Here is an 18,246-nt window from a genome sequence, read left to right as displayed (position 1 = left end):
GTGATGTCACTCCAACAGGGTTTCTTGCTCACCCGCCACTGGCGTGATACGCCCGCCGGCACCGAGGTGGAGTTTTGGCTGGCGACCGATCACGGCCCGCAGCAACTTCGCCTGTCGCCGCAGACCTCAGTCGCCTTTATCCCAGCGGAACAGCGCCAACGCGCTGAGCAATTGCTGCGTGAAGAACGCCAATGGGAGCTAAAACCGCTGCCGCTAACCGATTTTCATCATCGCCCGGTATTGGGGCTCTATTGCCGTCAGCACCGTCAGTTGATCAAACTGGAAAGGCTGCTGAAAGACGGCGGCGTCAATCTCTACGAGGCCGATATCCGCCCGCCGGAACGCTACCTGATGGAACGCTTTATCACCGCACCGGTGTGGTTCAGCGGCCAGGCCAACGGCAATGGCCCGCTGATCAACGGCCAGATGAAGCCGGCGCCGGAATATCGCCCCACGTTGAAACTGGTCTCGCTGGACATTGAAACCACCGCCCATGGCGAGCTCTACTCGATCGCGCTGGAAGGCTGCGGTCAGCGTAAGGTTTACATGCTCGGGCCCGCTAACGGTGGCAATGAGGCGCTGGATTTTGACCTGGAGTACTGTGTCAGCCGCCCACAAATGTTGGAAAGGCTGAATCAGTGGCTGGAACAACACGATCCCGACGCCATCATTGGCTGGAATCTGGTGCAGTTCGATTTACGGGTGCTGCAAAAACATGCCGAGCGTTACCAAATCCCGTTACGGTTTGGTCGTGGCGGCAACCTGCTGGAGTGGCGTGAACACGGTTTCAAGCAGAATCACTTTTTTGCCTCCGCCGCCGGGCGGTTGATTATTGACGGCATCGAGGCACTGAAGTCCGCCACCTGGAACTTCCCTTCCTTCAGCCTCGAGCATGTGTCACAGACGCTGCTGGGAGAAGGCAAGTCGATCGACAATCCTTACCAGCGAATGGCGGAAATCGACCGGCGCTTTGCCGAAGACAAACCGGCGCTGGCACGCTACAACCTGAAGGACTGCGAACTGGTGACGCGAGTCTTCGCCAAGACCGATCTGCTGACCTTCCTGCTGGAGCGCGCCACGGTGACCGGACTGGCCGCCGACCGCAGCGGCGGTTCGGTGGCCGCGTTCAGCAATCTGTATATGCCGCGCATGCACCGGCTGGGCTTTGTTGCCCCCAACCTCGGCGAGCAACCGGAAGAACACAGCCCTGGTGGCTTTGTGATGGATTCACAGCCCGGCCTGTATGACTCGGTGCTGGTGCTGGATTACAAGAGCCTGTACCCGTCGATCATCCGCACCTTCCTGATCGACCCCGTCGGGTTGGTGGAAGGCATGCAGCACCCCGGCGATGCCGATTCGGTGCCCGGTTTCCGCCATGCACGCTTCTCGCGCAGCAAACACTGTCTACCGGCGATCGTCGAACAGATCTGGCAGGGGCGTGAGGCAGCCAAGCGTCAACAGAACAAAGCCTTGTCCCAGGCATTAAAGATCATTATGAACGCGCTGTACGGCGTACTGGGATCGAGCGGCTGCCGCTTTTTCGATCCGCGGTTGGCCTCGTCAATCACCCTGCGTGGCCATGAGATCATGCGCCAGACGCGCGAGCTGATCGAGGCTCAGGGTTATCAGGTGATCTACGGGGATACCGATTCCACCTTCGTCTGGCTCAAGCAGCCGCATGACGAGCAACAGGCGGCGCAAATAGGCCGGACCCTGGTGCAACAGGTGAACCAATGGTGGCAACAGCATTTACAGCAACAGTACGGGCTGGAAAATGCGCTGGAGCTGGAGTTCGAAACCCATTATTCGCGCTTCCTGATGCCCACCATTCGCGGTGCCGAACAGGGCAGTAAAAAACGCTATGCCGGGCTGATCGCCAAACCGGACGGCAGCGAAGAGATGGTGTACAAAGGGCTGGAAACGGTGCGTACCGACTGGACACCGCTGGCACAGCAGTTCCAACAGCTGCTTTACCAACGTATTTTCAAGCGGCAGCCGTATCAGGATTTTGTGCGTGAATACGTTAGCCAAACGCTTAACGGCGACTTCGACGATCGGCTGGTCTACCGCAAGCGCCTGCGCAGAAAGCTGGACGAATATCAACGTAACGTCCCGCCACATGTTCGCGCAGCCCGCATCGCTGACGACTATAATCGTCAGCAGGGGCGACCGCTGCAATACCAGAACGGCGGCTGGATCAGCTATGTGATGACCGTGGCCGGGCCAGAGCCGCTGGAAACCCAGCAGTCGGCAATTGATTACCCCCATTATCTGGAGCGCCAGTTGGAACCGGTGGCTGACGCCATACTGCCATTTTTACATGACGATTTTACCACTCTGGTGACCGGACAGATGGGCCTGTTTTAACATTCCGCCCGCCATGCGGGCGTTGGCGAAGGGTTAAGAAAAATCATCGGGTTTTGCAGGTGACGAACGCGCCGCCTTCCATTACCATAGCGCCCTTCCCAAATTCTGGACCACACTCCACCCATGCCATCGATGATGTATGCATGGGATGAATAGCTATTGCCCGCCATATTAAAATAAATCGGGATTAGCAGACGTTTGATACGGGTGCCGCGGCCTTCTCGCCCGGTAACAAGACTTACTTAAAGAATCGAGCCGACAATATATGCCTTTTACACTTGGTCAACGCTGGATCAGCGACACGGAAAGCGAATTAGGACTGGGTACCGTCGTGGCGCTGGATACGCGCATGATTACCCTGCTTTTCCCCGCAACCGGCGAAAACCGCCTCTATGCCAGAAATGACTCGCCAATCACCCGCGTGATGTTCAACCCGGGCGACACCATCAGCAACCACGAAGGCTGGGAGCTGCAGGTGGAAGAGGTCAAAGAGGATAACGGCCTGCTGACCTATATCGGCACCCGCCTGGATACCCAGGAAAGCGGTGTGGCAATGCGTGAAGTGCTGCTGGACAGCAAGCTGACCTTCAGCAAGCCGCAGGACCGTCTGTTTGCCGGCCAGATCGACCGTATGGACCGTTTCGCCCTGCGCTTCCGTGCGCGTAAATACCAGAGCGAGCAGTATCGTCTGCCGTTTGCCGGCCTGCGCGGCATGCGCGCCAGCCTGATCCCGCACCAGTTGCATATCGCCTATGAAGTCGGTCAGCGTCACGCACCGCGCGTGCTGTTGGCGGATGAAGTCGGCCTGGGTAAAACCATCGAAGCCGGGATGATCATTCACCAGCAATTGCTGGCAGGCCGCGCCGAGCGCGTACTGATCGTGGTGCCGGAAACCCTGCAGCACCAGTGGCTGGTCGAAATGATGCGCCGCTTCAACCTGTATTTCTCACTGTTCGACGACAGCCGTTACTCAGAGGCCAAACTCGACAGCAGCAACCCGTTTGAAACCGAACAACTGGTGATCTGCTCGCTGGACTTCGTGCGCCGCAACAAGCAGCGTCTGGAAGAGCTGGCCGACGCCCAGTGGGACCTGCTGGTGGTCGATGAAGCCCACCACCTGGCCTGGAGCGAAGACGCGCCAAGCCGCGAGTATCAGGTGATTGAGCAACTGGCTGAGCACATTCCCGGCGTGTTGCTGCTGACCGCAACCCCGGAACAGCTTGGCCAGCAGAGCCACTTCGCCCGTCTGCGCCTGCTGGATCCGAACCGTTTCCACGACTATCACGACTTTGTCGCCGAACAGCAGAAATATCGCCCGGTGGCCGACGCCGTCACCCTGCTGCTGAGCGGTGAACGTCTGACCGATGACAAGCTGAACCTGTTGGGTGAACTGATTGACGAGCAGGACATCGAACCGCTGCTGAAAGCGGCCAACAGCGACAGCGACAACAGTGAGCAGGCGCGTCAGGAACTGGTCACCATGCTGATGGACCGCCACGGCACCAGCCGCGTGCTGTTCCGTAACACCCGTAACGGCGTCAAAGGTTTCCCACACCGTAACCTGCACCAGATCAAGCTGCCGCTGCCGAGCCAGTATCAGACCGCGATTAAAGTGTCCGGCATCATGGGCGCGAAGAAAACCGTCGATGCCCGCGCGCGCGACATGCTGTACCCGGAGCAAATTTATCAGGAGTTCGAGGGCGAAAACGCCACCTGGTGGAACTTCGATCCACGCGTTGAGTGGCTGCTGAATTACCTGGTGGCCAACCGTCACGAGAAAGTACTGGTAATCTGCGCCCACGCCGCCACCGCGCTGCAACTGGAGCAGGTGCTGCGTGAACGTGAAGCGATCCGCGCTGCCGTCTTCCACGAAGGCTTGTCGATTATCGAACGCGACCGTGCCGCCGCCTACTTCGCCTCAGAAGAAGACGGCGCTCAGGTGCTGCTGTGCTCGGAGATCGGTTCTGAAGGCCGTAACTTCCAGTTCGCCAGCCACCTGGTGATGTTCGATCTGCCGTTCAACCCGGATCTGCTGGAACAGCGTATCGGCCGTCTGGACCGTATCGGCCAGATGCATGACATTCAAATCATGGTGCCTTACCTGGAAAACACCGCTCAGGCGGTACTGGGGCGTTGGTTCCACGAAGGGCTGGATGCCTTCGAGCATACCTGCCCAACCGGCCGCACCATTTATGACAGCGGCTACGAGCAACTGATCGGTTTCCTGGCGTCGCCGACCGAGCAGGAAGGGCTGGATGAATTCATTCACGCCTGCCGTCAGCAACACGACCACCTGAAAGTGCAACTGGAGCAGGGCCGTGACCGCCTGCTGGAAATGCACTCCAACGGCGGTGAGAAAGCGCAAGCACTGGCAGAAGCCATCGCCAATCAGGACAACGACGTCAATCTGGTGGGCTTTGCGCTTAACCTGTTCGATATCGTCGGTATCAACCAGGACGATCGCAGCGACAACCTGATTGTGCTGACGCCGTCCGACCACATGCTCGTGCCGGACTTCCCGGGCCTGCCGCAGGACGGCTGCACCGTCACCTTCGATCGCGAACAGGCCCTGTCGCGTGAAGATGCGCAGTTCGTCAGTTGGGAGCACCCGATTATCCGCAACGGTCTGGACCTGATCCTGTCCGGCGATACCGGCAGCTGTGCGGTCTCCCTGTTGAAAAACAAGGCGCTGCCGGTCGGTACCCTGCTGGTCGAACTGGTGTACGTGGTTGAGGCACAGGCGCCGAAGCACCTGCAACTGACCCGCTTCCTGCCCCCGACGCCAATCCGCATGCTGATGGACCGCAAAGGCACCAATCTGGCGGCACAGGTTGAATTCGAAAGCTTCAACCGCCAGTTGAACGCGGTTAATCGCCACACCTCCAGCAAGCTGGTCAATGCGGTGCAGCAGGATGTGCATGCCATGCTGCAACAGGCGGAAAGCCTGGTTGAAGAACAGGCCCGTGCGCTGATTGAACTGGCGAAACAGGAAGCGGATGACAAGCTGAGCACCGAATTGGCGCGTCTGGAAGCCCTGAAGGCGGTCAACCCGAACATCCGTGATGACGAAGTCGAAACGCTGGAGTTCAACCGCAAGCAGGTGCTGGTTAACCTGAATGAAGCGGGATGGCGTCTGGATGCGATCCGTCTGGTGGTCGTGACTCACCAGTAATTTGTGCGAGGGGGAACTGCGGTTCCCCGTACCGTCACTTTCAGCGGAGTCAACAAGATGGAACCTTACAATCCCCCGCAGGGCCCGATGCATATTCTGTATCAGGATGAGCACATTATCGTGGTCAACAAACCGAGCGGCCTGCTGTCGGTACCTGGCCGTGCGCCGGAAAACAAAGACAGCCTGATGACACGCATTCAGGCGGACTTTCCGGCGGCAGAATCGGTACATCGCCTGGATATGGCAACCAGCGGCGTGATTGTAGTGGCGCTGAACAAGCCTGCCGAGCGCGAGCTTAAGCGCCAGTTCCGCGAGCGTGAGCCGAAGAAGTCTTATATCGCCCGCGTATGGGGCCATCTGGAGCAGGACGAAGGTTTGGTAGATTTGCCACTGATTTGTGACTGGCCGAACCGGCCGTTGCAGAAGGTGTGTTTCGAGACCGGCAAAGCGGCGCAAACCGAATATCTGGTGCTGTCACGCGATGCCGATGGCAGCACGCGGGTAAAACTCATGCCGATTACCGGCCGCTCACATCAGTTACGCGTGCATATGCTGGCGCTGGGCCATCCGATCCTCGGCGACGGTTTCTACGCCCCTCCAGAAGCCAAAGCCATGGCGCCCAGATTACAGCTGCATGCACAGGAACTGCGAATTACCCACCCGGCATTCCAGACGCCAATGCACTTTCGCGTCGAACCGGATTTCTGAGTGGTATTATAAAGACGGGCCCAGCATGCTGGGCCCCTGTCAGGCATTCAGAGCCCGCTATTACTTAAAGCCTTTCTCACGCTTGATCAGGTCGTACGCTGCCTGAATTTCCTGCGCTTTCTGCTTGGCCATTTCCATCATTTGCGGCGGCAAACCTTTCGCCACCAGCTTATCCGGATGGTGCTCGCTCATCAGCTTGCGATAAGCACGCTTGATGGTGGTAGCATCGTCGCTGCTGCTGACACCCAGCACTTTGCAGGCATCCTCCAGCGTAGGCCCACGTTGCGCCTGCTGGTAGCCGCCGTGCGAATAACCGCCCTGCTGACCACCACCAAACTGACGCCCGCCTTCCATCATGCTGAGGAACTGATCGAACTGCGCACGCGAAATGCCAAGCTCTTCAGCAATCACATACAGCACCTGACGCTCGTTCGGGTGCAGCGAGCCATCGGCAAATGCCGCCTGGATTTGAATTTCCAGAAACATCCGAATCAGGTCAAAACGGCCGAAACAAATGCTGCGGAACTGCTGCAGCGTTTCTCTCAGCGGAAACTGGCTCTGTTTACCTTCACGAAACGCCTGCTGCGCCGCCGTACGGGCTTCCCCGTGCAGTTGCAGACGATCCATAAACAGGCTGGCGATCTGAATATCCGCCTCGGTAACGCGTCCTTTTGATTTGGTCAGGTGACCCATCACCTGAAAAGTGGTGCGGAAAAACAGCGTTTGCCGCGTTTGCTGGCCGGCGAAAAAGCCCCGGCTGCGCTTATTGCTGCGCGCAGTGTCGATCATATGACCGACAATCAGCCCCAAAACTACACCCCAGAATCCCGCGCCAGCCCAAATGGCCACGATGACCCCGAGCAGTTTTCCCCAATACTGCATATACTCCTCAATTATCATGCCGAAAGCCGACTGCTCCCTCCCGTCTTAGGTGAGGGTTAAGGCGATTTTTCTCAGGATTTGGATTATCATACCTGTCATTTATCTTTGCGCCTATCGACGACGCAAGTAAACGGCCGGATTTAACACTAGCGCAACGCAGATGAGTAATATAGTCTCTGACCGTTTGCCGGACATGACGCCTCTGATGACGGAACACCAAAACCGCGTATGAAAAAAAGTTTCCCAACACTGCTGGCCACACTGATTTGGACGGCACTCTACAGCCAGCATGCCCTGGCTGACCTGGCCGAGCAATGTATGCTTGGCGTTCCTGTTTATGACAAACCGCTGGTCAGCGGCGACCCCAACAGCCTGCCTGTCACTATCAACGCTGATGACTCTCGCACGGATTATCCGAAAAGCGCGCTGTTCACCGGTAACGTAAATATTGAACAAGGCAACAGCACTCTGACCGCCAAGCAGGTGGAACTGACCCAGACGCAAAATCCGGGCCAGACCGATCCGGTGCGCACCGTGACCGCTACCGGTGATGTGCACTACAGCGACAATCAGATCAAGCTGAAAGGTCCGAAGGCCTGGTCAAACCTGAACAACAAAGATACCGACGTCTATGAGGGTGACTACCAAATGGTAGGCCGTCAGGGGCGTGGCGACGCCGACAAGATGAAGATGCGCGGCGCCAACCGTTACACCATTCTGGAAAACGGCACCTTTACCTCCTGTTTGCCGGGTGACGACAGCTGGAGCGTGGTCGGTTCCGAAGTGATCCACGACCGTGAAGAACAGGTAGCGGAAATCTGGAATGCCCGCTTTAAGATTGGCGGTGTGCCGGTGTTTTACAGCCCGTACCTGCAATTGCCGGTCGGTGATAAACGTCGCTCCGGTTTCCTGATCCCGAATGCAAAATATGGCAGCAGCAATGGCTTTGAGTTTATGCTGCCGTATTACTGGAACATTGCGCCGAACTTCGACGCCACCATCACGCCGCACTACATGTCCCGACGCGGCATGCAGTTGCAGAACGAATTCCGCTATCTGGTGCAGCCTGGCCTGGGCCTGATGGAATTCGACTGGTTGCCGGACGACAAGGAATACAGCAAGAATAACCCTGACGACAGCAAGCGCTGGTTATTCTACTGGAACCACAATGGCGTGATGGACCAGGTGTGGCGCTTCAACGTCGACTACACCAAGGTCAGTGATTCCAAATACTTTACCGATCTGGACTCAACCTACGGTTCCACCACCGACGGTTATGCCACGCAGAAATTCAGCCTCGGCTACGCCATTGATAACTGGGACGCCACCTTAAGTTCCAAACAGTTCCAGATCTACGACGATACCGATCGCAGCCGGTCAGACTCGTACAAAGTTCAGCCACAGCTGGACCTGAACTACTATAAAGACGATCTCGGCCCGTTTGATTTCCGCATCTACGGCCAGGCGGCCAAGTTTATCAGCGTCAACCCTTACAGTCCGGACGCCACTCGTCTGCATATGGAACCGACGCTGAGCCTGCCGCTGACCAACGGCTGGGGCAGTCTGAACACCGAAGCCAAACTGCTGGCGACCCACTATCAGCAGGATATTCCTGACGGTTTCGCCGCCAACTACAAGACCCGTACCGGCAACAACGCGCCAGGTCTTGAAGACTCGGTTAACCGCGTCTTGCCGCAGTTCAAGGTCGACGGAAAAATGGTGTTCGATCGCCCAATGGATTGGTCGGAAGGCTATACCCAGACCCTGGAGCCGCGCATGCAGTACCTGTATGTGCCGTATCGCGATCAGAGCAATATCTACACCTACGACACCACGCTGCTGCAAACCGACTACTCCGGCCTGTTCCGTGACCGTACCTACAGCGGCCTGGATCGCATCGCTTCACAGAACCGCGTATCTACCGGTTTGACCACGCGAATTTATGATGACGCGCTGGTTGAACGTTTTAATGCTTCCGTGGGTCAAATCTACTACTTCAGCCGTTCACGTACCGGTGACCAAACCACGGGTTACGATAACAATGATGACACCGGCAGCCTGGCCTGGGCCGGCGACACCTATTGGAAGATCGACGATCGTTGGGGCCTGCGCGGCGGCCTGCAGTATGATACGCGCCTGAATAGCGTCTCGCTGGGCAACGGCGTACTGGAATACCGTCAGGATTCTGAACGTGTATTGCAGTTGAACTACCGTTACGCCACGCCGGAGTATATTGAGACGGCACTGAACACCACGCAGGTTCCGGCCTATCAGGACGGTATCTCGCAGGTGGGCGTCACCGGCAGTTGGCCAATCGCCGATCGTTGGGCCGTCGTAGGTGCTTATTACTACGACACCCGTGCCAAGCAGTCCGCCGATCAGTTGCTCGGCGTGAAGTACAACACCTGCTGCTGGGCAGTGACCTTGGGCTATGAGCGTAAGATCACCGACTGGAATGGCAGCAACAATACCAGTGTTTATGACAACAAAGTTTCGTTCAACGTCGAACTGCGTGGCCTGAGCAGCGATCACAGTCTGGGCTCCGCGGAAATGCTGCGTTCCGGCATTCTGCCTTACCAGCGTGCATTTTGATGCTTTGTAACACTTTGAAAACGAGAACTTTAACCCGCATTTGCGGATTACATAATGGGAAATGTATGAAGAACTGGAGAACGCTTATTCTCGGATTGGTGGTTTGTGCCAATACCGCGTTCGCAGCACCCCAAGAAGTGGATAAAGTCGCCGCCGTCGTGGATAACGGCGTGGTCCTTGAGAGCGACGTAAACACCCTGTTGCAGTCGGTGAAGCTCAATGCGCAGCAGGCCGGCCAACAATTGCCGGATGACAAAACGCTTCGTCACCAGATCCTTGAGCGTCTGATTATGGATAACATCCAGCTGCAGATGGCCAAGAAAATGGGCATCAACGTTTCTGACGCCGATCTGGACAAAGCCATCGGCAACATCGCCGCACAGAACAAAATGAGCATCGATCAGATGCGCAGCCGTCTGGCGTATGAAGGCCTGAACTACAACACCTACCGTTCGCAGATCCGCAAGGAAATGCTGATTACGGAAGTGCGTAACAATGAAGTGCGCCGCCGCGTCACTATCCTGCCTCAGGAAGTTGACTCCCTGGCCACTCAGGTTGGCGCTCAGAACGGTAGCGATACCGAAATGAACATCAGCCACATCCTGATCCCACTGCCGGAAAACCCGTCGCAGGCACAGGTGGACGACGCGGAAGCCCTGGCTAAAAAACTGATGGGCGAAATCAACGGCGGTGCCGACTTCGGCAAGCTGGCGATCTCCTACTCTGCTGACTCCCAGGCGCTGAAAGGCGGCAACATGGGCTGGGGCAAGCTGCAGGAAATCCCTACCCTGTTCGCCGAAAGACTGGTTAACGCCAAAAAAGGCGACGTGGTTGGGCCGATCCGTTCCGGCGTAGGCTTCCACATCCTGAAAGTGAATGACATCCGTGGCTCCAGCCAGTCGGTGTCCGTTACCGAGGTTCATGCTCGTCACATTCTGCTGAAACCTTCTGTGGTGCTGACCGACGATCAAGCACGCGCCAAGCTGCAAGCGGTAGCCGAAGAAATCAAAAGCGGCCGCGCCAAGTTTGCTGACGAAGCCAAACAGCTTTCTCAGGATCCGGGTTCTGCACTGCAGGGCGGCGATCTGGGCTGGGCTTCTCCAGACATCTACGATCCAGCCTTCCGCGACGCGTTGATGAAGCTGAGCAAAGGCGAAGTCAGCCAACCGGTGCATTCTTCCTTCGGCTGGCACCTGATTCAGTTGCTGGATACGCGTCAGGTCGACAAAACCGATGCAGCGCAGAAAGATCGCGCTTACCGCATGCTGTTCAACCGCAAGTTTGCTGAAGAAGCGCAAACCTGGATGCAGGAACAACGTGCTCAGGCTTACGTGAAGATCCTTGACGGTAATGCACAACAATAATCGCATCGTAATCACCCCCGGCGAGCCTGCCGGGGTTGGGCCGGATTTAGTGGCAGCGCTGGCGCAACAGGATTGGCCTGTTGAACTGGTGGTGTGCGCGGATCCGGCCTTGTTGCTTGAACGCGCCCGACAGTTAAACCTGCCGTTGCAACTGCGCACCTATCAGCCACAGCAGCCTGCTCAGCCACAGCGCGCCGGTACGCTGACGGTGTTGCCGGTCGCTACTGCTCATCCGGTGGTGGCAGGCGAGTTGAACGTGGGCAACAGCGCCTACGTGGTGGAAACTCTGGCGCGCGCCTGTGACGGCTGTCTGAACGGTGAATTCGCCGCGCTGATCACCGGCCCGGTGAACAAGGCGGTGATCAACGACGCCGGCGTGCCGTTTATTGGCCATACCGAATTCTTTGCCGATCGCAGCGGTTGCGATCGCGTGGTGATGATGTTGGCGACTGAAGAGCTGCGCGTGGCGCTGGCGACCACCCACCTGCCTTTACTGGCGGTGCCTGGCGCTATCACCCGGCAAAGCCTGCATGAAGTCATCCGCATTCTCGACCATGACCTGAAAACCAAATTTGGCCTCGCTCAACCGCAGATCTATGTCTGTGGCCTGAACCCGCATGCCGGGGAAGGCGGCCATATGGGGCATGAAGAGATAGATACCATCATCCCGGCGCTCGACGCGCTGCGTGCTGAAGGTATTCATCTGATCGGCCCACTGCCGGCGGACACCCTGTTCCAGCCCAAGTATCTGCAACATGCCGATGCGGTGCTGGCGATGTATCACGATCAGGGTCTACCGGTGCTAAAATACCAAGGGTTCGGCCGGGCGGTAAATATTACCCTCGGTTTGCCTTTTATCCGTACCTCGGTCGACCACGGTACCGCTTTGGAACTGGCCGGCACCGGCACCGCCGATGCAGGCAGTTTTAAAACGGCCTTGAATCTCGCCATTAAAATGATAATTAATTGTAATGAATAATAAAGTCCACCAAGGGCACTTTGCCCGCAAACGCTTTGGACAGAACTTTTTAACCGATCAGTTTGTCATCGATAGCATTGTCTCCGCCATTCACCCGATGCCGGGCGAAGCGGTAGTTGAAATCGGCCCCGGCCTGGGCGCACTGACCGAGCCGGTCGGCGCACGTATGGATCGCATGACGGTGATTGAGCTGGACCGCGATTTGGCGGCCCGCCTGGCGAACCACCCGCAGCTGAAAGACAAACTGACCATTCACCAGCAAGATGCCATGACGGTGAACTTTGCCGAAATGGCCGAGCAGGCTGGCCAACCGCTGCGCGTGTTTGGTAACCTGCCGTATAACATTTCGACGCCGCTGATGTTCCACCTTTTCAGCTATACTCAGGCCATTCGCGACATGCACTTTATGTTGCAGAAAGAAGTGGTTAACCGCCTGGTTGCCGGCCCGAACAGCAAGGCCTACGGGCGTTTGACCGTGATGGCGCAGTACTACTGCAACGTTATCCCGGTGCTGGAAGTGCCACCGACCTCCTTCACCCCGGCGCCGAAAGTGGATTCCGCCGTGGTGCGTCTGGTGCCACACCTGGTGAACCCGAACCCGGTGGGCGACGTGCGCATGCTGAGCCGTATTACCACTCAGGCGTTCAACCAACGCCGGAAGACCGTCCGTAACAGCCTGGGCGACCTGTTCACCCCGGAGCAACTGACGGAGTTGGGTATCGATCCGATACTGAGAGCAGAGAATATTTCTGTGGCGCAATACTGTAAGCTGGCCAACTGGCTTTCAGCCAATCCCACGCCGCAGCAATAAGGAGTAGTGGTCATGATTGATTCGCCCCGCGTATGTATTCAGGTACAAAGTGTCTATGTGGAATCACAGTCGATACCTGAGGAAGAACGTTACGTCTTCGCTTATACCATCACCATCCGCAACCTGGGGCGTTTCAATGTGCAACTGCTGGGCCGTTACTGGCTGATCACCAACAGTAATGGCCGTCAGACTGAAGTTCAGGGCGAAGGTGTCGTCGGCGAACAGCCGCTCATCCCGCCTGGAGGCGAATTCCAATATACCAGCGGTGCGATCCTTGAAACGCCGCTGGGTACCATGGAAGGCCATTACGAAATGGTTGATCATCAGGGTCAGCCATTCCAGACCGCTATTCCGGTGTTCCGCTTAGCTATTCCAACGCTGATCCACTAATTATGTCGACATACCTTATCGGCGACGTTCATGGCTGTTTCGATGAACTGAAATCGCTATTGGCCCAGGTGGCTTTCGATCCTCAGCATGACCAGCTGTGGCTGACCGGCGATCTGGTCGCCCGCGGCCCCGGTTCGCTGGACGTCTTGCGCTACGTACGTTCACTGGGTCCGGCGGTACGTATGGTGCTGGGCAACCACGACCTGCATCTGCTGGCGGTCTACGCCGGTATCAGCCGCAACAAGCCCAAAGACCGCATCACCCCGCTGCTGGAGGCCCCGGACGCCGACGAATTGATCAACTGGCTGCGCCGCCAACCGGTGCTGCAGGTAGATGAACAACTCAAACTGGTGATGGCACATGCCGGCATTACGCCGCAGTGGGATATTGAAACCGCACAGCTCTGCGCCCGCGAAGTGGAAGCGGTACTGAGCAGCGACAGCTACCCGCTGTTCCTCGACGCCATGTACGGCGATATGCCGAACAACTGGAGTCCGGAACTGAGTGGCCTGGCACGCCTGCGTTTCAGCACCAATGCCCTGACGCGCATGCGTTACTGCTTCCCGAACGGCCAGCTCGACATGATCTGCAAAGATGCGCCAGGCACCGCGCCTGCGCCGCTGAAACCCTGGTTTGAATTGCCACGATTGGTCGATGCCGATTACACCATTATCTTTGGTCATTGGGCATCACTGGAAGGCAAAGGCACACCGGCAGGCATTATTGGCCTCGATACCGGCTGTTGCTGGGGAGGCGATCTGACCATGTTGCGCTGGGAAGACCAGCAGTACTTTACCCAACCGGCCCACCGCCGCGATCTGCTGGATGGCGTGCACCAACAGGTCGCGTCATAATCAAGTCGGGGCGGTCAACGCCGCCCCACTGTTTTCGTCTTAAGCGCCAATCACCCCACCGTCTTCACGCGTAATCATCAATACTGACGAGCGTGGACGTGGACTGTTGTTCGGAAAATGAGAATCGCCCTCTTCGCCCGGGTGCTGGACGTTGACGAACATGGTCTTGTAATCCGGGGTGAAAGTAATACCGGTCAGTTCACAGGATTTTGGCCCGACCATAAAGCGGCGGATCTCCCCGCTCTGCGGATCGCCCACCAGCATCTGGTTGTTCCCCTGTCCTTCATAGTCGCCCTTGTTACTGTATTTGCCGTCGGTGAGGATCCACAGGCGACCGGCCTTATCAAAGCCCAAGCCGTCCGGGCTGTTAAAAGTATTGTCGGCCGTGATATTTGGCGTACCGCGATTGACCCCTTCCGGGTGCGCAATCGGGTTGCCGCACAGGGCATAAATATCCCAGGAGAATGACGCTGCCGTCGCATCGCCGCCCTCATCCCAACGAATAATCTGGCCATAGACATTGTTCGGGCGTGGGTTCGCCGCGTTCAATGGCATGCCTTCTTCGCCACGTTTGCTGTTGTTGGTCAATGTGCAGTAGGCGCGGCCATCATGCGGGTTGACCGCGATCCATTCCGGACGGTCCATCTTGGTGGCACCCACCTGTGCCGCGGCCTTGCGAGCGAAGATCAGCACCTCCGCCTCATCACGGAAACCGTTTTCCGGCGTCAGGCCATTTTTGCCGAACTCCAGCGCAATCCAGCGCCCGGTGCCTTTCAGTGGCGTACCGGCGGCATCACCGTCAAACTGCGCCACGTACAGCGTGCCTTCGTCCAACAGGCTGCGATTGTTGGCCGGATTAGCCACGTCCACCACGCCTTTGGAAACGTACTTGTAGATGTGCTCGCCGCGCTCATCGTCACCCATGTAAACCACCAGGCGACCGTCCTTGGCGACGGTCACGGCGGCATTTTCATGTTTGAAGCGGCCCAGTGCCGTATGTTTGATTGGCGTCGAGGTTGGATTCATCGGGTCGATTTCGACGATCCAGCCGTGACGGTTGAACTCATTCGGGTTCTTCGCCACGTCAAAACGTTCGTCGTAATCCGGCCAGTTGCGTTCCGGCTCGCTGACTTTCAGCGTGTAGCGCTTTTGATCCGCCGTGGTCTTATAGTCGGCCTGATGGGTGCCGAAATAGGTATCGTAATTCTCTTCGCAGGTCAGGTAAGTACCCCAGGGGGTTTTACCGTTGGCACAGTTGCCGAAGGTACCCAGAACCTTGCGGCCGGTAGGATCGGCCGCGGTTTGCAGCAATGCATGACCGGCAGCCGGGCCGCTGAACTGCATCTCGGTATTGGCCGTTATGCGGCGGTTATAGCGCGACGGGCGCTCTACTTCCCAGCGCTGGCTGTCACCGGTGCGGCGTACCGCCACGATGGAAACCCCGTGCGCGGCCTGAGATTTACGCACGTCTTCCAGACTGGTGGCTTTGCTGCCGCCGTGGGCGAACAGATACTGCTCGTTAACGTATTCATTGTTGATGGCCATCACGCCGTGATTGTCATCAATCGGGAAGAAGCTCATGCCATCGTTGTTATCACCGAACTGCTTTTCCTGATCGGCGGCGCTATTGTTGCCCTGTGGGTCAAAAGCGGCAGCCCCCTCCACCAGCGGCTCCCCCCAGGAAATCAACACCTCGGCGCGGTAGCCCGGTGCGATCACCACTTCATCGGCGGTTGAGGCCGCAATGCCTTTGAAACCCAGCAGCTTGTTCGGCGGTAAGTCTTCGGCAAGCGCCTGGGCGGAAACGGTCCAGATGCCACCGCCGAGGAAGCCGGCCAGGCCAACGGCACCGGCGCTGCCCAGCAGCAGTTTACGACGGGTGGGATCGGTCAGGCGGTCGGCGTCTAATTGCTCAATTTTGCTCGTCATTGCTTTGCTTCCTTTTTAAATGGCGCCGCGATCGAGATTCACCAGAGTTGCCGGGCGCTCAGAGTTGGGCTTCATACTAATCAGGAAGTGTGACGAAAATGTTACAATCAAAAGTCAGCGGAAATTTTGCCGCAGAAACGACAAAGGACGCAATCTCTTGCGCCCTCAGGAAGGTCGGACTCACACCCGGCAATCAGCGGTGTTCTAAAATCTCGAAGCAATAGCTGTGAGAATTCAGTTCGTCAGCATCGTGGAACTCACTGAACGAGGTTTCCCATTCGTCCGGCTCATAGTCCGGGAAGTGAGCATCGCCACCGACTTCGGCATCGATATGCGTCAGGTACATGCGGTTGGCGCGAGCCAGGAACTGGCTGTAAATACGCCCGCCACCTATCACCATCACTTCTTCCACATCACCGGCAGCGGCCAGCGCTTCGTCAATCGACGTGGCCCAGGTCACCCCGGTATCCGTGCCGGGACGGCTGCTTAAAACGATGTTATGACGGCCCGGCAATGGGCGACCAATGGATTCGAAAGTTTTACGGCCCATAATAACCGGTTTATTCAGCGTGTTACGTTTAAACCACGCTAAGTCCGCCGGCAGGTGCCACGGCATGGCGTTTTCCATGCCAATAACGCGATCCGCCGCCAAGGCAGCGATCAGGCTGATAATCATTGTTAAACCCTGTGTAGGCAGCAAAATTGCTCACACTATACGTAAAGCCCCAACTGCCGTCGATAGGCTAATCAAGCAATATGAATATATAAGATAGCTCTTATTAGAATATCTAATACCCGTTTTTCCCCCCTTGATTCTCAGACGCCGGGGCGTTTACGGTACAGCCACAGCCCGGGCAGTGACAGCCCAATCGATAACGCACCAACGATAAAACAGGCCTTGAGGAAATTGCTCATCAGGGTGGCCATCAGCGCCTCGCTGTACCCCAAATGCGAGATTTCCACCACCGAGATCATCGCGGTATAGGCCGAGATACCCGGGAACATCGGGATCACCGCCGCCACGGTAAACACCTTCGGGTGCGCCAGCAGCCAGCGCGACCAGTAAATACCGATCATGCCGATCAAAATCGCCGCCAAGAACGTGGCCCATTCGATGTTCATGCCTGCGTGCATCATCAGCATCCGTGAACCATGGCCCACCGCCCCCAACAGTGCACAATAACGCAGTGCGCGCACCGGTACGTTGAAGACCATGGCGAAGCCCAGCGCCGGTACCGCCGCCAGCAGCATGTCCTGCAGCAAAGCCCAAAGCAGGTTCATGACCACCCCCGCAGATCCCACAACGACATCGCCATCACCACGCCAATACAGGTGGCCAGCGTCAGCAAACTGGCCATCGCCCAGCGCGCCAGCCCGGTATTGATATGGCCTTTGAACATATCCGCCACCGCGTTAATCAGCGGAAACCCCGGCACCAGCAACAGCACGCTGGCGGCCATCGCCACCGTAGAGGTTTGGCTGAACACCGGCAGCCGCAGCAACAGGCCGGAAACCGAGGTGGCGACAAATGCCGTCAGGCAAAAGTTGATCAGTGGATTCATGTGGCGGGCGGTCAGCATTTGGCGCACCGACATGGCCAGGCCGCTGGCGATAAAGGTCACGGCAAAGGCTTTCTGATCGCCGCCGTTCAGCATGCTGAAGCAACCGCAGGACAGCGCTACCATTAGCACCACCAACCAACGCGGATAGCGCAGCGGACGAATTTTCTCGAAGCGCCGGGCCACATCATGCGCATCCGCCAGCCGGTGCTCCGCCAAAATAACGATGTGCTGCACCTCGGTCACCATCTGCATATTGATGCCGCGATCGACGTTCTTGCGCGTGGTGGTCAGGCATTCACCGTTACTGAGGGTGGTCAGCACCACCGCATTGGCCGAGATCGAACTTTCCACGCTGTCCATGCCCAACGCCAGCCCCAGCCGGGTGGATAATTGCTCCACCACCATGCTTTCGGCGCCGTGCTGTAACAACAGCAAAGCACATTGAATGCACAGACGGGTGATTTCACGCTGTTGCCGCTGCGGTGGCGGTAGGTCGGTGGTTGTCAGTTGCTGCATAGGGCCCCGGGGTTTGTTCAGACTGAGGATCCATCATAGGGTTAAACATTACCTCATTTGGTTGATGCGCATCAGGGGAAGCGGCGTTATTATCAGCGCAATTAGGCCTTTTGTGCAGAG

The 18,246-nt window shown here is 57.3% G+C and carries 14 protein-coding genes; 9 read left to right on the top strand and 5 right to left on the bottom strand.

What is annotated here, in order from left to right:
- Positions 1-3: 3 nt before the first annotated feature.
- The 3 genes from NHG65_RS03255 to rluA all read left to right on the top strand — a co-directional run bounded on the left by NHG65_RS03255 (position 4) and on the right by rluA (position 6,247).
- Positions 4-2,367 (top strand): DNA polymerase II, encoded by a 2,364-nt coding sequence (locus tag NHG65_RS03255; protein ID WP_499182935.1) that lies wholly within the window; start codon positions 4-6, stop codon positions 2,365-2,367.
- A 265-nt stretch (positions 2,368-2,632) separates the two neighbouring features.
- Entirely contained in the window at positions 2,633-5,539 is a 2,907-nt protein-coding gene (gene rapA, locus NHG65_RS03250) for an RNA polymerase-associated protein RapA (protein ID WP_099063101.1), read from the top strand.
- A gap of 57 nt (positions 5,540-5,596) precedes the next feature.
- Positions 5,597-6,247: a bifunctional tRNA pseudouridine(32) synthase/23S rRNA pseudouridine(746) synthase RluA gene (gene rluA / locus NHG65_RS03245; RefSeq protein WP_099063102.1), complete on the top strand. Its 651-nt coding sequence runs from the start codon at positions 5,597-5,599 to the stop codon at positions 6,245-6,247.
- 60 nt (positions 6,248-6,307) lie between these two features.
- On the opposite strand, the gene djlA is transcribed toward rluA, so the two are convergent.
- On the bottom strand, positions 6,308-7,129 hold the full coding sequence (gene djlA, locus NHG65_RS03240; protein ID WP_085120201.1) for a co-chaperone DjlA: 822 nt from the start codon (positions 7,127-7,129) through the stop codon (positions 6,308-6,310).
- A gap of 228 nt (positions 7,130-7,357) precedes the next feature.
- Here djlA and lptD point away from each other — a divergent pair, with 228 nt between their 5' ends.
- The 6 genes from lptD to apaH all read left to right on the top strand — a co-directional run bounded on the left by lptD (position 7,358) and on the right by apaH (position 14,119).
- Positions 7,358-9,721, top strand: a complete 2,364-nt coding sequence (gene lptD / locus NHG65_RS03235; RefSeq protein WP_207979297.1) for an LPS assembly protein LptD — start codon at positions 7,358-7,360, stop codon at positions 9,719-9,721.
- A gap of 65 nt (positions 9,722-9,786) precedes the next feature.
- Positions 9,787-11,085: a peptidylprolyl isomerase SurA gene (gene surA, locus NHG65_RS03230; protein WP_099063104.1), complete on the top strand. Its 1,299-nt coding sequence runs from the start codon at positions 9,787-9,789 to the stop codon at positions 11,083-11,085.
- Positions 11,072-12,064: a 4-hydroxythreonine-4-phosphate dehydrogenase PdxA gene (gene pdxA, locus NHG65_RS03225; RefSeq protein WP_207979298.1), complete on the top strand. Its 993-nt coding sequence runs from the start codon at positions 11,072-11,074 to the stop codon at positions 12,062-12,064. Before surA ends, pdxA begins: the two co-directional genes overlap by 14 nt.
- Complete coding sequence (gene rsmA / locus NHG65_RS03220) at positions 12,057-12,875, top strand: 16S rRNA (adenine(1518)-N(6)/adenine(1519)-N(6))-dimethyltransferase RsmA (RefSeq protein ID WP_085120197.1); 819 nt, start codon at positions 12,057-12,059, stop codon at positions 12,873-12,875. Before pdxA ends, rsmA begins: the two co-directional genes overlap by 8 nt.
- 12 nt (positions 12,876-12,887) lie before the next feature.
- On the top strand, positions 12,888-13,265 hold the full coding sequence (gene apaG / locus NHG65_RS03215) for a Co2+/Mg2+ efflux facilitator ApaG/CorD (RefSeq protein ID WP_012005174.1): 378 nt from the start codon (positions 12,888-12,890) through the stop codon (positions 13,263-13,265).
- Positions 13,266-13,267: 2 nt separating this feature from the next.
- The gene (apaH, locus tag NHG65_RS03210; protein ID WP_099063106.1) at positions 13,268-14,119 is read left to right on the top strand and encodes a bis(5'-nucleosyl)-tetraphosphatase (symmetrical) ApaH; all 852 of its coding nucleotides are present in this window, start codon (positions 13,268-13,270) and stop codon (positions 14,117-14,119) included.
- A gap of 39 nt (positions 14,120-14,158) precedes the next feature.
- On the opposite strand, the gene NHG65_RS03205 is transcribed toward apaH, so the two are convergent.
- From NHG65_RS03205 to NHG65_RS03190, 4 genes are all read right to left on the bottom strand, one after another.
- Complete coding sequence (locus NHG65_RS03205; protein WP_099063107.1) at positions 14,159-16,048, bottom strand: PhoX family protein; 1,890 nt, start codon at positions 16,046-16,048, stop codon at positions 14,159-14,161.
- 193 nt (positions 16,049-16,241) lie between these two features.
- Positions 16,242-16,724: a type 3 dihydrofolate reductase gene (folA, locus tag NHG65_RS03200; RefSeq protein ID WP_099063108.1), complete on the bottom strand. Its 483-nt coding sequence runs from the start codon at positions 16,722-16,724 to the stop codon at positions 16,242-16,244.
- A 140-nt stretch (positions 16,725-16,864) separates the two neighbouring features.
- Entirely contained in the window at positions 16,865-17,329 is a 465-nt protein-coding gene (locus tag NHG65_RS03195; protein WP_165366336.1) for a threonine/serine exporter, read from the bottom strand.
- On the bottom strand, positions 17,326-18,126 hold the full coding sequence (locus NHG65_RS03190; RefSeq protein WP_099063110.1) for a threonine/serine exporter family protein: 801 nt from the start codon (positions 18,124-18,126) through the stop codon (positions 17,326-17,328). Before NHG65_RS03190 ends, NHG65_RS03195 begins: the two co-directional genes overlap by 4 nt.
- Positions 18,127-18,246 lie beyond the last annotated feature (120 nt).

Source organism: Serratia myotis, from assembly GCF_027474885.1.
Taxonomy (GTDB): domain Bacteria; phylum Pseudomonadota; class Gammaproteobacteria; order Enterobacterales; family Enterobacteriaceae; genus Serratia; species Serratia proteamaculans.
This window is presented reverse-complemented; position numbering and strand designations above follow the sequence as displayed.